The 15,289-nt window shown below is 53.1% G+C and carries 12 protein-coding genes and 1 pseudogene; 7 read left to right on the forward strand and 6 right to left on the reverse strand.

Annotated features, from left to right (window positions below):
* Positions 1–470: 470 nt before the first annotated feature.
* Both P4S53_RS04210 and P4S53_RS04215 read right to left on the reverse strand, forming a co-directional pair.
* Positions 471–1,187: a DUF2799 domain-containing protein gene (locus P4S53_RS04210; protein ID WP_337111527.1), complete on the reverse strand. Its 717-nt coding sequence runs from the start codon at positions 1,185–1,187 to the stop codon at positions 471–473.
* A gap of 327 nt (positions 1,188–1,514) precedes the next feature.
* Positions 1,515–2,779: pseudogene (locus P4S53_RS04215) on the reverse strand (D-amino acid dehydrogenase).
* 208 nt (positions 2,780–2,987) lie between these two features.
* Between P4S53_RS04215 and P4S53_RS04220 the strand changes: the two are divergent.
* A complete protein-coding gene (locus tag P4S53_RS04220; RefSeq protein WP_337112058.1) occupies positions 2,988–3,896 on the forward strand; it encodes a LysR substrate-binding domain-containing protein in 909 nt (302 codons plus the stop codon).
* Here P4S53_RS04220 and P4S53_RS04225 read toward each other — a convergent pair.
* Entirely contained in the window at positions 3,885–4,655 is a 771-nt protein-coding gene (locus P4S53_RS04225) for an ABC transporter permease (protein WP_337111528.1), read from the reverse strand. The two genes, P4S53_RS04220 and P4S53_RS04225, sit on opposite strands and share 12 nt — an antisense overlap.
* Positions 4,648–5,214 carry an ABC transporter ATP-binding protein gene (locus P4S53_RS04230; RefSeq protein WP_337111529.1) on the reverse strand — a complete coding sequence of 189 codons (567 nt, stop codon included), beginning with the start codon at positions 5,212–5,214 and terminating at the stop codon, positions 4,648–4,650. The genes P4S53_RS04225 and P4S53_RS04230 overlap by 8 nt, the downstream gene beginning before the upstream one ends.
* A 263-nt stretch (positions 5,215–5,477) precedes the next feature.
* Here P4S53_RS04230 and P4S53_RS04235 point away from each other — a divergent pair, with 263 nt between their 5' ends.
* The gene (locus tag P4S53_RS04235) at positions 5,478–7,346 is read left to right on the forward strand and encodes an ABC transporter ATP-binding protein (RefSeq protein ID WP_337111530.1); all 1,869 of its coding nucleotides are present in this window, start codon (positions 5,478–5,480) and stop codon (positions 7,344–7,346) included.
* A 72-nt stretch (positions 7,347–7,418) separates the two neighbouring features.
* Here P4S53_RS04235 and P4S53_RS04240 read toward each other — a convergent pair whose 3' ends face one another.
* The gene (locus P4S53_RS04240) at positions 7,419–8,744 is read right to left on the reverse strand and encodes a cytochrome-c peroxidase (protein WP_337111531.1); all 1,326 of its coding nucleotides are present in this window, start codon (positions 8,742–8,744) and stop codon (positions 7,419–7,421) included.
* Positions 8,745–8,922: 178 nt separating this feature from the next.
* A complete protein-coding gene (locus P4S53_RS04245) occupies positions 8,923–9,183 on the reverse strand; it encodes a hypothetical protein (protein WP_337111532.1) in 261 nt (86 codons plus the stop codon).
* Positions 9,184–9,382: 199 nt separating this feature from the next.
* Between P4S53_RS04245 and betI the strand changes: the two genes are divergently transcribed.
* The 5 genes from betI (at position 9,383) to choW (ending at position 15,287) form a co-directional block, all read left to right on the forward strand.
* Positions 9,383–9,973 carry a transcriptional regulator BetI gene (betI, locus tag P4S53_RS04250; RefSeq protein ID WP_337111533.1) on the forward strand — a complete coding sequence of 197 codons (591 nt, stop codon included), beginning with the start codon at positions 9,383–9,385 and terminating at the stop codon, positions 9,971–9,973.
* A gap of 85 nt (positions 9,974–10,058) precedes the next feature.
* Positions 10,059–11,519 (forward strand): betaine-aldehyde dehydrogenase, encoded by a 1,461-nt coding sequence (gene betB / locus P4S53_RS04255; protein WP_337111534.1) that lies wholly within the window; start codon positions 10,059–10,061, stop codon positions 11,517–11,519.
* Positions 11,520–11,574: 55 nt separating this feature from the next.
* The gene (gene betA, locus P4S53_RS04260) at positions 11,575–13,269 is read left to right on the forward strand and encodes a choline dehydrogenase (protein WP_337111535.1); all 1,695 of its coding nucleotides are present in this window, start codon (positions 11,575–11,577) and stop codon (positions 13,267–13,269) included.
* 156 nt (positions 13,270–13,425) lie between these two features.
* On the forward strand, positions 13,426–14,370 hold the full coding sequence (locus tag P4S53_RS04265) for a choline ABC transporter substrate-binding protein (protein ID WP_442958622.1): 945 nt from the start codon (positions 13,426–13,428) through the stop codon (positions 14,368–14,370).
* 68 nt (positions 14,371–14,438) lie between these two features.
* Entirely contained in the window at positions 14,439–15,287 is an 849-nt protein-coding gene (gene choW, locus P4S53_RS04270) for a choline ABC transporter permease subunit (RefSeq protein WP_337111537.1), read from the forward strand.
* The last annotated feature ends 2 nt before the right edge of the window (positions 15,288–15,289 follow it).

The raw sequence follows: 15,289 nt of genomic DNA on the forward strand, positions 1-15,289 counted from the left end.
TTGACGTTATTTTGTTAAATCCCGGCAGACCTCAAAATATGCATATAAATTATATGCAACAATAATTAAAGTTTTAACTCAAGATCACAACCTTGACCTCAGCAAGATACTTAAATTAATGACAAAACTATTAATTTAAGCTGCATTTTTGGCAAAATGCAGACAAAAAATCCATGAAATACAAAACTAATGAGAATAAGCGCCAAGACAATGACAGGCGGTCGGGAAGGTCACAGACAGCACTCTGACACGCGCAAGGGCATGGCAACAGTTGGATATCAGGTGGTGTTTTTCGCTGAGACGATCGCGCGATTGACTTTACCCTCAAGCCATCTCAATAATTTCTTGAGATAATGCCTTGCTCACAACACAGGGTGAGCCATGGCACGCATGAGGGCAAAGCAGAAACACAGGCTAAAGCTGTGAACAGCCATACTCAGAAAGCATGGCGAAATGCCACTCAGTCACATTCAAAATAAATCAGCAATGTTTTTGATATTCTGAATCGTGTTTTCAGTGGTTGATAAGGTCTCGTAGTATTTGCGCTGATTGTTCAGACTGGCAAGACGTTGATTCAGCGTTGTCTTCTGCGCTTGAGGCAGATTATCCGAGGTCAGCTGTTGATGAATCTGACCCATTTCTCGGTCAATCTTATGAACGGCAAGCTCATATTCAAAACGATTGACGTCGAACTCCGCGCGTTCCATCCGCGATTTGGCAGATTTCAGTTCTGCTTTAAATGTTTTCCTGTCATCACTGGACAAGGTGTCCTCTTCCAGCCTCGCTTGATAGCTACTCACACTGCTTTCGGCCTCGCTGAACCTGGATTGCGCTTGCGCCAGATTATAGTAAGGGGTATAGCCTGACAGAAAATCTCTGGCTAAATCAGCCGGACAAACATTGTCATAACTGGTATTAGACTGACCCACCAAAGTGCCATTTTCATAAGTACAGTATGAGGTTAATCCTTCGCGGCGACCTTCCTGGTAAGAATTCAGATCCACAGTTACGCCGTATTCGGCACATTCTTCACTGTAAATCGCCGAGTAATTCTTTTTCCCTTTCTGGCCATCGGCCAATCCTATCTGATGCCAATCACCCAACCGGCATTCTTCTTCACTGATGGAAGAACAGCCCGACAAGGCTAACATCATTGCCACAGCTGGCATCACATATCGTTTATGCATTGATTCAGATATCCCTGATCCACAGTACGCCACGCTCTGTTCCTGACATGCTCTTTCCCAGAGATAATGCGGCGCACTGTCTTGATTTGTTAACTGCAAATAACCGGGTCGCGTCAGGTGAGCCTGCGCCTCCTGGTGTAAAGCCCGTAAAGATACAGTACAACCGATGTCATATCAAAGCTTTAGCATAAGCTCAGTGACATATTTGGTGACTTGAATACCGAGGGTGAATCACTCAAGTGTCTGGCAGGAAGGCATGGAGGGATGAAACAAGTGAAAAAAGGCTTCATCCCGATCAGGCACTGACTGCCTGACCGGGAGTAAGCATTAACCTGCAGAGTGCAGATAACGGTGAATCGATAACCCGTCAGTATCAATATCCGTGTCATGACCACTGACAATATCAGCCAGCAGGCGACCCGAGCCACAGGCCATGGTCCACCCCAGCGTGCCGTGTCCGGTATTGGTATACAGGTTATCAAACGGTGTTTTGCCGATGACCGGGGTACCATCCGGAGTCATCGGCCGCAGGCCGGTCCAATACTCGGCCTGATTCAGATCGCCCCCTCTGGGAACAGATCATTGACCACCATAGCAATGGTTTCTTTGCGTTGCTCGGTCAGGTGCAGATTAAAGCCCGCCAGCTCTGCCGTACCGGCCACACGGATACGGTTATCGAACCGTGTCATGGCGACTTTATAAGTTTCATCGATCACAGTCGACACGGGGGCACCGTCACTGTCTTTCAGTGGCATGGTCAGTGAGTACCCTTTTACCGGGTAGACCGGCAGTTGCATGCCAAGGGAGCCCAGCAAGGCCGTTGAGTAGCTGCCGAGCGCCACCACATAAGCATCGGCTTTGAACTCGCCTTTATCGGTATCAACAGCCACAATGCGCCCCGCTTCATGGCGCAGTCTTTTAATTTGGGTATCAAACACAAAAGTGACACCGGCCTGCTCGGCCAACGTGGTCAGTTGCTGGCAGAATTTATAGCAATCACCGGTCTCATCATCCGGCAAACGCAAGCCACCCGCCACTTTCTCCCGCACTTTCGCCAGCGCAGGTTCTGCAGCGATGCAACCTGCAGCGTCCAGAAGTTCAAAGCGGATGCCGCTTTCTTCCAGTACCTGAATATCTTTACCGACTGCGTCGAGCTGAGCCTGGGTACGTAACAATTGCAATGTCCCTTGCTGACGGCCTTCATATTGCAAATCATGGTGCTGGCGCAACTCAATCAGACTTTCCCGGCTGTAATTTGCGACACGTAACATACGGGCCTTATTCCGCTGGTAGCTGACATAATTGCAATTGGCCAGCATCTTACCCATCCAGCTGTACAAATCCGGCGATAACGACGGTTTGATTTTCAGCGGCGCATGTTTTTGTACCAGCCATTTCATGGCTTTCGCCGGAATGCCAGGCGCTGCCCACGGTGAAGAGTAGCCATAGGAAATCTGCCCGGCATTCGCAAAACTGGTTTCTTCCGCGCTGCGGGGCTGGCGGTCAATCACCGTCACCTGATGCCCGTTTTGCGCCAGATACCAGGCTGACGTCAACCCGACAACACCGCTTCCTAATACAATGACTTCCATACGTTTCTCTCTTCGCTGTGGCTGGGGGGCGGTAAGAAAACGCGAATACGCTCTCCACACCTTCATAAAAGCGCAGATTGCGGGATTTACATCGCCTTAACAATCGATAATTATTAACACCAGCGTATAGTGATTCTATAAGCTCATCATCAAAGCCTAGCTGACTGGCAATGTCAGTGCGACCCGAAAAGAGAAAGAGAAGATGTCTGTGATAAAAAGCAACCTTCTGGCAGCGCTGGCCACGTTTGATGTCGCCGCCAGAACCACCAGCTTTACCGGTGCAGCCAGTCGGTTACATATCACAACAGGTGCGGTCAGCCAGCAAATTCGGCAACTGGAACAACAGCTTGGCTTCCCGGTCTTTCAACGTCATGCCAGAGGCATCACGCTGACCGAACAGGGCCAGCGGCTGCATCAGGTTGTCAGCCGGAGCCTGACAGATATTGCCGAGGTTATTCGGGAGCTTCAGACTGATCGCCAGCCCGAGGGGGAAATTCGCCTCAGGCTGACCCCTTCCTTTGCCTTCAAATGGCTGGTGCCCAGATTGCATGATTTCTATCAGCACTTCCCGGAGATTAATATCCAAACCTTTGCCGATGGTGCTCTGGTGGACAGCCGGGACACAGATTGCGATTTAGTGATTGATTACCGCCGCCATGACGAAATTAAAGATGACGGCAAAACCAGCCTGTTGATGGCGGAATCCCTGCTGCCGGTCATGAGTCCCGACTATCAGGCAAAGTTCGACTGGTTGCATCCGCAAGCCTGGCACCAGGTGACGTTACTGCATGATGCGATGCCGTGGCGTCAGGCGGAGCGGGATACGGAATGGCGCTACTGGTTTAACAGTATGCAGATACAGGCCGACAGCCGGCGGGGCCACTTTTTTAACCGGACAGACATGGCCATGGCAGCCGCCGAAGCCGGACTGGGGGTCGCCATGGCGCGGCAGGCACTGATCGGGGATGACGTTAACAAAGGCCGGCTGGTGTCGCCGTTTGCGCCCCTGCAGGCCAATGCGGGTTATTACCTGATCAGCCACCGTCATTCCGCGGCCATCGACTGTTTTGTGCAATGGCTCAGAGCACAGATTGATTCCATGCCGCTAAAGCACTAACTGACCATAGCGATTGAAGGCAAACCGACTCATCATGCCTAAGGTGACCGCCACACTCACAGAAACAGCCACAAGAATAGCGATCATGATCGCCAGCTGATACTTCACCGCCAGCACAGGCGCCGTACCGCCGAGGATCTGACCTGTCATCATCCCCGGCAAGGCCACGATTCCCAGCGTGCTCATGTTGGCTAACTGCGGCATTAACGCCGCTTTGACCGCCTCTCGCTGAAACGGCTGGATCGGATGCGGCGCCCCCATGGCCAGATAAAACTGGTACTCGTTATTTTTCTCTTTCAGACTGGTATACCAGCGCTCCAGCGCCAGTACATTGGCGGTCAGGGCATTGCCCAGAATCATGCCGGCGACCGGGATCAGGTATTGCGCCTGCCACCAGGGGTCGGCATGAATCAAACCCACCAGCATCGGTGGCAGTACCACAAACAAACACACCAGCAAACCAGTGATCACGGCCAGTGTGGCTTTTCCGAGCGCAAGACCCGCGCGACGGCAGATACTGAAACCGGCCACTGTCACCATGATGCCCAGCCATAACAGATTCAGACCGAAATGCTGGAAATTAAACAGGGTTTGCAGATACAAACCCACCACAGCGAGCTGCAAGGTCATGCGAAGCACAGCCATGACCGTCGACTTGCTCAGTCCCAATTGCCAGCGATAGAAAAGCGCCAGGGGCACCAGCAGCAACAGATAAAAACCGGCCAGCGACAGGTTTGAAATCACAACGGCATTATTCATCACTGACTCCCAGTTCAATCTGATACTCAGCCGATGCCAGCCAGTCAGGGTCATGGGACACAGACACACATGTCAGCGACTGCAACGCCAGCTGGGCCATCACCTGATCACGACTGGTCCTGTCCAGCGCCGAGGTTGGTTCGTCCAGCAGCCAGATAGGCCGGTCCATCAACAGTGCCCGGGCAATAGCGACCCGTTGCTTTTCGCCCCCGGACAATGCACTGACCGCTTTTTCCAGCCCATGGGCAATATCCAGTGACAACAGCAGATCCACACAGCGTTTATCGTCAGGTATATCGCTTTTTATGGCTTTCAATGTCCATGGCAGCCGTAAGGCATCCCCCACAGATTCGCCCCCCATCACTGGCGTTTGCGGTAAATAACAGAATTGCTGCCGCCACCAGCGCAAATTGCCGGCGCTGATTTCCTGCCCCTGCCACAGAAAATGACCTGAACTGGCAGGTTGTAAACCAGCCAGTACTTGTAACAGACTCGACTTTCCGCTGCCTGAACGGCCGGAGAGGGCAAGGTGTTTGCCTGCGGGCAAACTTACTGTCAATGCTTGCTCCTGAGATTGTTCAAATCCGGACCTCAGCATGTCTATCTTTAACTGAACCTGACTGTCAGACATTCTGTTCGCCTATTCACGCCGGACATCTAAAATTGATGCATCATTATGGTTAGATTCTGATAAAATATTGTCGTTATTTCTGACACATTAAAGAGCACTCAAACAATAAACAGTGTTCAGCCGTATTGCTTACGGCCATCCTTTAAGGCTATCGCCTATTGCGTCACATGCACAATTGGAATCAATAATTTATGTTTAAATTCTTTGAGAAACTGACGGCGCCTTTCCCGGACGAAACGCCTCAGCAGCCCCCGGGCAGCCTGCTGGCATTTTGCCGCTACTATACACGTGGTTTCGGTTGGCCATTATTGGCAATGTCTGTTCTCAGCGCCTGTATTGCCATTGTTGAAGTTACTTTATTAGGCTTCATGGGTCAGTTGGTTGACCTGCTGGCTCAACACTCACCTGACACTTTTCTGGCCGAAGAGAGCGGAAAACTCTGGATGATGGGTCTGCTGATTGTGGTGGTGATCCCCTTCCTTGCGTTCACGCACTCAATGATCATGCACCAGACCCTGCTGGGAAATTATCCGATGTCGATCCGCTGGCTGGCACACCGTTATCTGCTGCGTCAGAGCGTCTCGTTTTATCAGGATGATTTTGCCGGACGCCTGGCGACCAAAGTCATGCAGACGTCGCTGGCCGTCAGAGAAACCGTGATGAAAATGGTGGATGTGCTGGTTTACATCAGCGTGTATTTCACCGCCATGATTGTCATGATGGGCAGCGCAGATTTCATCCTGATGCTGCCGATTCTGGTCTGGCTGATGGCCTATGTCGGTATTCAGTTCTACTTCGTACCGAAAATGAAAAAAATCGCCACCGAACAGGCCGACGCCCGTTCGATGATGACCGGCCGTATTGTCGACAGTTATACCAATATCACCACGGTGAAACTGTTCTCGCACACCAACCGTGAAACCGAATATGCAGAAGAAAGCATGCAGGGTTTTCTGGATACGGTCTACCGCCAGATGCGCCTGGCAACCAAATTCATTTTGAGTGTCGATGCCATTAACTACCTGCTGCTGTTCGTAATCGCTGCTGTCTCAATTGGGCTGTGGATGAACAGTGCCGTGACTGTGGGTGTGATTGCCGTGGCGATCAGCATTGCGCTGCGGGTGCAGGGCATGTCTAAATGGATCATGTGGGAAATCGGTGCGCTGTTTGAAAACATTGGTACAGTCGTCGATGGTATGAAAACCCTGTCTAAACCGGTATCGATTGAAGATAAAACCGATGCGCAGCCGCTTGATGTGACTCAGGGCGGGATTGAATTTGATAACATCAGCTTCCACTATGGCGAGAAAGATAAAGGCGTGATTGAGCAGCTGAACCTGCAGATCAAGCCTGGTGAAAAAGTGGGTGTGGTCGGCCGCTCTGGCGCAGGTAAATCAACCCTGGTCAACCTGCTGATGCGTTTTCACGACCTGGAATCCGGTGCCATCCGCATTGACGGCCAGAACATCGCTGATGTCACGCAAGATTCACTGCGCGGCAATATCGGGATGATCACCCAGGATACGTCTCTGCTACATCGCTCGATTCGTGAAAACATTCTTTACGGCAGACCGGATGCAACAGAAGAAGAACTGCTGGCGGCGACCCGTCAGGCGCACGCCCATGAATTCGTTGAAACACTGACCGATCCGCACGGCAATGTCGGCTACGATGCACAGGTCGGTGAGCGCGGTGTGAAATTGTCCGGCGGTCAGCGCCAGCGGATTGCCATATCCCGCGTGCTGCTGAAAGACGCACCGATTCTGGTAATGGACGAAGCGACCTCAGCACTGGACTCCGAAGTCGAAGCAGCGATTCAGGAAAGCCTGTACGAACTGATGGAAGGCAAAACGGTGATCGCAATTGCACACCGACTGTCGACTATCGCAGCCATGGATCGCCTGATCGTCATCGACCAGGGCCAGATTGTTGAGCAAGGCAGCCATCAGGAACTGCTGAGCAAGAACGGCATCTATGCCCATTTGTGGGCACACCAGACCGGCGGCTTTATTGCCTGTGATCTGGAAGAAAGCCAGCCTGAAGCGGAAATGGCCAAGTAACCTGCTCCCAGCCTGAAACAGACAAAACCAGCCTCCGGGCTGGTTTTTTTATGCTTCCTTCAACCCCTTGAATCAGGGAGTCTCACTCTCTCCGCCCGTCCCTGCTTCCTCTGGCGGGAAAGGATCACTGAAGATTGGATTGCTCAGGAAGCCTTCATCGGTCAGGGTTTCGAGGAAAGCCACCAGCGCTTCTTTGTCAGCCTGGGTCAATCCCATTCTGACAGGTCGTCCGGAGCGATCTCTCAGGTCGGGGCTCAGATTGTTGTGGTTATTGATACCGCTGTTGTAGAACTCAATCACAGACATCAAATCAGGCAAGTGCCCATCGTGAAAATAAGGGGCACCAGCCGCGATATTACGTAGCGATCCTGTTTTAAAGAACCCGGCCAGATTGCCGCCCACGCCCTGATCCGGGTCATTATTTGTGACTGAACCATTATTGTGGTTTCTGTCCAGTACAAAGGCCGTGGTGGTGTGACATTTAATGCAGTTGAGATTATCAAACAAATTCAGCCCGCGGAGCTCCTGCTCAGTTAATACTGGCGTCGGATCATTGTTCAGCTCAGCCTGGACGGCCTGATCAAATTTAGACTCATAACTCACCATGGCCCGCATAAACTGGGACATCGCCAAGGCTATCCGTTGGCTGGTGATCGCTTCATCGCCGAACGCATCGGTAAACAACTGGCTGTAAAAACTGGTCTGTCCCAGCTTGGTTTCGAGATCAAACAGGTTCATGCCCATTTCAACCGGATCCTGAATCGGCATCAGCGCCTGCACTTCTAATGTCGCTGCCCGTTCATCCCAGAAGAAACGGCCGGGATCGTAATAGCGGGAATTAGTCAGCCCCATGGAGTGACGGCCGGTGTGGCCACCTTCAAACCCTGAGCTCAGTTGTGCCGGGTCTGTGAAGCCATGCTCCTGTTGATGGCAGGAGGCACAGGCGACGGTGTTATTGGCCGATAAACGGACATCATAGAACAAAATTCGGCCCAGTTTCGCGACCGGATTGCTCAGCTCGTTATCATTAGGCGTGTTGTCTTCCGTCGCCACGCTGGTAAAGCGAATGTTGTTAAATTCGGTGCTGGACAAACTGGTGAAATAACCCGGCTGACCTGCCACATAGGTTTCATAATCCGGACTGGTTTCAATATCGGGTAATGGCAACCCATCGATATCTACCCTGGGTTCCGGATCAGGATCGCTATCACCGGGTGACTGGCCGTCACCTGAACCATCATCAGTACCGTCATCAGGACTGTTAACAGGCGAACCGTCGCCGCCTGAATCATCGGGAATTACCGCTGAGGGCTGGTCGATTGCAGGTTCATCTTCATTATTACATCCCGCGAGTGCTGTGAGTGCCACAGCCAGCAAAAAGACATGTGAGTACTTCATGGTTACACCTCTGCCTAACCACTGCATTTGTTGTTATTCGTCGAGGAATCTGGCGGTGTCATTCCCGCCTAATGAAAACAGTAGCAGTAGAGAAAGAGGCGCGTTTTCTGAATAGTAAGACGAAATACCACCAGATTTTCCCGGCATAGCAACCTTTTGTCGTCATCGCGTCATAACTTTATCCTTCCAGCTCAGTGCTTTCTTCATCCCACTCAACGCAGAAAAAGCCCTCATAAGCAGCCAGGCCAGCGAGAAAAAGCGCTGAACCGCAGAGTGCAGAAACACGCCTGCTCAAAAAAGTCTCTGTACAGGGCAAAAAAATTCTGACTTTCACATCAAATTCGTTCAAAGCATCCAAAATCAAAATCAATGTTTGTGATTTTTTAACGACCTTAAAAGCACACCAATCCCCCCGACAACACGAAAGATTCGACAGCAAATCAAATTCACCTGTAAATTTTATAACCAACCAGAATCAACCACATCAATTCATTTAAAAACAACAAATTAAAGTCAATAACACCCCAAATAATCACACAACTAAACATTACAACACTAAACATTTTTTTGACTTAGATCATCGGATGTGTCATTTTATTTTTAATTAATCGTTCAATTAAAAAAATTGGTGACTGATCATGCCCAAAGTAGGAATGCCGGAAATCCGAAAGCCACAGCTAGTGGAAGCCACGATGGCAGCCATCGATGAAGTGGGGCTGGCCGGGGCCAGTGTGGCGCTGATCAGCCGAAAAGCGGGTGTATCACCGGGCATCATCAACCACTACTTTGGCGGCAAGCACGGCCTGCTGGAAGAAACCATGCGTTCAGTACTGCGCCAGCTTTCCCATACCGTGATGGAACACCTGGCGAGCGTTGACAAAACAGATGTCCCGGGCCGGATCAAAGCCATTGTCGCCGGTAATTTCGACAGCTATCAGGTCGACAACAAAGTCGTCAAAACCTGGCTGTCTTTCTGGGCGCAGGCCATGCATGACCCGCAGCTTCACCGCCTGCAGCGGGTGAACGAAAAACGCCTGTTATCTCACCTTCGCCATGAGTTAAAGCAAGTGCTGCCTGCCGACAAAGCTCAGTTTGTCGCCCAGGGCACAGCCGCACTGATTGACGGTATCTGGTTACGGGGGGCATTGACCCCGGGCGGTATCAGCCCGACACAGGCGCAGTCGATCATTACCGATTACCTCGAAAAGCAACTGGCACCGTATCTGTAATCACAATGTGCCAACAAGCAGACATTCATCATTCTTCGGGACTGATGCGACCCCATCAGCCACGACACAGGAGCAGAGAAGCAGTATGACCATGACATCCCTGTACATTCACGGCCAAGCCGTTCAAGCCACCTCCGGCGAATACTTTGAAACCCGCAACCCGGCCACCGGTGATGTGATCGCTGAGATCGGCCAGGCTTCTGAAGCCGATATGGCACGTGCGATTGAATCGGCCAAAGCCGGTTTTGCCCAGTGGTCTGCCATGAGTGGTGCCGAACGGGGCCGCATTCTGATGAAAGCCGTCGCTCTGCTGCGTCAACACAACGATGAACTGGCGGCACTGGAAGTGCAGGACACAGGCAAACCGCTGCAGGAAGCACTGGAAGTGGATATTGCGACAGGTGCTGATGTGATTGAATACTACGCCGGTCTGGCAGCCAGTCTGTCCGGCCAGCAGCAGGATCTCGGCCACGGCCAGTTCTTCTATACCCGACGCGAACCGCTGGGTATCTGTGCCGGTATCGGCGCCTGGAACTACCCGATTCAAATCGCGATGTGGAAATCCGCCCCGGCGCTGGCAGCCGGGAACGCCATGATTTTCAAGCCGTCTGAAGAAACGCCGCTGACTGCCCTGAAACTGGCGGAAATCTATACTCAGGCCGGCGTCCCGGACGGCGTGTTTAACGTGGTTCAGGGCGATTATCGGGTCGGCCAGATGCTGTCACGCCACCCGGAGATCGCCAAAGTGTCTTTTACCGGCGAATGCGGCACGGGCAAGAAAGTGATGGCCGACGCCGCCGGCACCCTGAAAGACGTCACCATGGAACTGGGCGGCAAGTCACCGCTGATCATCTTTGATGATGCCCAGCTGGATAACGCCGTGTCCGCCGCCATGATGGCAAACTTCTACACCCAGGGCGAAGTGTGCACGCACGGCACCCGGGTATTTGTTCACGATGCCATCTACGACGAATTCCTGACTCGCCTGGCCGCGCGTACGGCCAAGCTGAAAGTCGGTGATCCGAGCGATATCAATACCCAGATTGGCGCCCTGATTTCTGCAGACCACCTGGAAAAAGTGCTGGGCTTTATCGAAGCCGGCAAGCAGTCCGGTGCCCGTCTGCTGGCCGGAGGTCACCGCGTGACCGAACACGGTCTGGACAAAGGCAACTTCGTAGCGCCAACCATCTTCGCCGACTGCACCGATGACATGCCACAGGTCAAAGAAGAGATTTTCGGTCCTGTGATGTCCGTGCTGCGTTTCCATGATGAAGACGAAGTGATTCGTCGTGCCAACGACACCGATTACGGCCTGGCAGCCGGTATTTTTACCCAGAACCTGTCGCGCGCCCATCGTTTGAGCGCCCGTATCGAAGCTGGTATCTGCTGGATCAACACCTGGGGCGGTTCGCCGGCAGAAATGCCGGTCGGCGGCTACAAGCATTCTGGTGTCGGGCGCGAAAACGGCCCGGAGACCCTGAATCATTACACTCAGACCAAGAGTGTGCTGATTGAACTGGGTGATCTTGAATGCCCTTACCAGTAACCACGTATGTGGAAAAACACGCCAAGCCAAAGTGAACAGACGTAAAGGGGACGCCATGAAGCAAGCATTTGATTACATCATTGTCGGAGCCGGTTCAGCAGGTTGTGTGCTGGCCGACCGCCTGACCGAAAGCGGCGAGCATCAGGTGCTGCTGCTGGAAGCCGGTGGCAGCGACAAGAGTATTTTTATTCAGATGCCAACGGCGCTGTCTTACCCGATGAACAGCGATAAATACGCCTGGCAGTTCGAAACCCAGCCGGAGCTTGGCCTGGATGGCCGTCAGCTGCACTGTCCGCGCGGTAAAGTGCTGGGCGGCAGCTCATCGATCAACGGCATGGTGTATGTTCGTGGTCACGCCTGTGACTTCGACGAATGGGAAGCACAAGGCGCGGCAGGCTGGAGCTACCGTGAGTGCCTGCCCTACTTTCGCCGGGCTGAAACATGGAAAGACGGTGAAGATGCCTACCGCGGCGGCGACGGCCCGGTCGCGACCTGTAACGGGAATGATATGGCACTCAACCCGCTCTATCAGGCCTTCATTGATGCCGGTCAGCAGGCCGGTTACCCGGCAACGGACGACTACAACGGCTATCAGCAGGAAGGTTTCGGCCCGATGCACATGACGGTGGATCAGGGTGTGCGTGCTTCGACATCCAATGCTTACCTGCGCCGTGCCATGAAACGCAAAAATCTGACACTACTGACCGGCGTCCTGAGCCGCAAAGTCCTGCTGGAAGGAAAAACAGCCACCGGGATTGAGTTCGAACGCGGTGGTAAAGTGCAAACGGCGACAGCGAGAAAGGAAGTCATTCTTTCTGCCGGTTCCGTCGGCTCACCGCATTTGCTGCAACTGTCGGGCATTGGCCCGAAAACCGTGCTGGAAAAAGCAGGGATTGCCGTAAAACACGACCTGCCGGGCGTGGGCGAAAACCTGCAGGATCACCTGGAAGTCTATTTCCAGTACGAATGTAAAGAACCGGTGACCCTGAACAGCAAGCTGGGCCTGATCAGCAAAGGCATGATCGGCACCCGCTGGGTGTTGTTCAAAGACGGATTGGGTGCCACCAACCACTTTGAGTCCTGCGCCTTCATCCGCTCGCGCGCTGGTCTGAAATGGCCCAATGTGCAGTACCACTTCCTGCCAGCGGCGATGCGTTACGACGGTCAGGCGGCCTTTGACGGTCATGGTTTTCAGGTCCATGTCGGCCCGAATAAACCGGAGAGCCGTGGTCGGGTCTGGGTCACATCATCGGATCCGAAAGCCAAGCCGGGGATTGAGTTCAACTACATCAGCACCGAGCAGGACAAACAGGACTGGCGGGATACCATTCGCCTGACCCGTGAGATTCTGACCCAGCCGGCCATGTCGGCGTACCGTGGTCAGGAAATCCAGCCGGGGGCCGCTGTCGAAAGTGATGAAGCCATTGACGCCTGGGTGCGTGAAAACGTCGAGAGTGCTTATCACCCGTCCTGTACCTGCAAAATGGGCAGCGACCAAGATGCCATGGCGGTGCTGAACAGTGACTGCCAGGTCCGTGGTATCGACAGCCTGCGCGTGGTCGACTCTTCTGTCTTCCCGACCATTCCCAACGGCAACCTCAACGCGCCAACCATCATGGTGGCCGAAAAAGCGGCCGACAAGATTCTGGGCAAACCTGCCCTGCCCGCGGCGCATGTACCGGTCTGGATTGCCGACAACTGGCAGGAGCAGCAACGCAGCAAAGAACCTGAAACGGCTGACACAAACTAACGCGCCACAATGAACAACAGCACCTTTTCGTGGTGGTGAGACTCACCACCACAGGGCCACTGCATGCCTGTTTTCAGTCAGCAGGCGGGCCTGTCATTCACGCCTCAGCAGAACACGAGGCTAAATAACAGTAACGAAATGGATAAAGGACACGTCATGACGACAATCAAAAACACCATCAAGTACACTGCCTTTGCGACACTTTTTGCTGCCGGCACCCAGCCTGTCATGGCTGCGCAGTGTGACACGGTTCGCTTCTCAGATGTCGGCTGGACCGATATCACAGCCACCACAGCCGTCACCAGCGAAGTGCTGAAAGGTCTGGGCTACAGCACCAAAACACAGCTGCTGTCTGTGCCTGTGACATACTCTTCCATGGCCAATGGCGACATCGATATCTTCCTCGGCAACTGGATGCCGACCATGGAAGGTGACATTGCCAAATACCGCGACAACGGCACCGTTGAAACCGTTCGCGCCAATCTCGAAGGCGCCAAATACACCCTGGCCGTCCCGAAATACGTATACGATGCCGGCGTGCACAGCTTTGCCGATCTGGCGAAGTTCGAAGACAAATTCCGCGGCCGGATCTACGGCATTGAACCGGGGAATGACGGCAACCGTCTGATTCAGGACATGATCGACCAGAACGCCTTTGGTCTGGAAGACTTCCGCCTGGTGGAATCGAGCGAAGCGGGCATGGTTTCTCAGGTGAAACGTGCCGTGAACCGCGACCAGTGGGTGGTTTTCCTGGGCTGGGCACCGCACCCGATGAACAATAATTTCGAGCTGAAATACCTGGACGGCGGTGATGACTTCTTCGGCCCGAACTACGGTGGCGCCAGCGTATTTACCAATGTTCGCAAAGACTATCTGCAAACCTGCCCGAACGTTGGCCAGTTACTGCAAAACCTGACATTCAGTCTGGAGATGGAAAACACCCTGATGGGTGACATTCTCAACGATCAGAAAAAACCGGCAGCAGCAGCGAAAGCCTGGCTGAAAGACAACCCGGCCGTACTGGATAAATGGCTGAAAGACGTCACTGCCCTCGACGGCAGCCAGGGCACTGATGCCGTGAAACGTTACCTGAACATTTAATGATTTGCCGCAGGTGCTGAACCTGGCGCCTGCGGCCGCTTTTGTTGTACCCCTTTTAAGGAGTTAATGTGAATTTTATTACCGATCATAAGATCCCACTGGGCGAATGGATGGCAAACCTGGTCGACTGGCTGACTTTCAATGCGGCCGGCTTTTTCGACGCCATCTCTTACAGCCTGGAATCTCTGATCATGATGCTGGTGGATGTGTTTAAGTGGATGCCCCCTGCGGTGCCGATTCTGATCACCGCGCTGCTGGCCTGGGCGCTGCACCGCAGTATTTCACTGGTTGCCTTTGTGGTGGTTGCACTCTTGCTGATCCTCAACCTGGGTTACTGGCAGGAAATGCTGGAAACCTTTGTGCTGGTACTGACCGCGACGTCAATTTCAGTGCTGGTTGGCGTGCCCATCGGCATCATGGCAGCGCACCGGCCGTGGCTCTATACCCTGATGCGGCCAATATTAGACCTGATGCAGACCATCCCGACATTCGTGTATCTGATCCCAACGCTGGTGCTGTTCGGTCTGGGTGTCGTTCCGGGCTTAATTTCCACCATTATTTTTGCCATTGCTGCTCCGATTCGACTGACCTACCTGGGGATCAGCCGCGTACCGGAAGAACTGATCGAAGCCGGTCAGGCCTTCGGTGCAACCCGTTCCAAACTGCTGTTCAAAGTAGAACTGCCGGCGGCAATGCCAAACATCATGGCGGGGATTACCCAATGTATCATGCTGTCTCTGTCGATGGTGGTCATTGCCGCACTGGTGGGTGCCGATGGTCTGGGAAAACCCGTGATCCGCGCACTCAACACCGTGAACATCTCGCAAGGCTTTGAAGCAGGTCTGGCGATTGTACTGGTCGCGATTATTCTCGACCGCCTGTGTAAAACCCCGGCCAGCAAGAATCAGGAGGGCTGAAC

It is taken from the genome of Photobacterium sp. Hal280, assembly GCF_037162255.1.
Taxonomy (GTDB): Bacteria; Pseudomonadota; Gammaproteobacteria; order Enterobacterales; family Vibrionaceae; genus Photobacterium.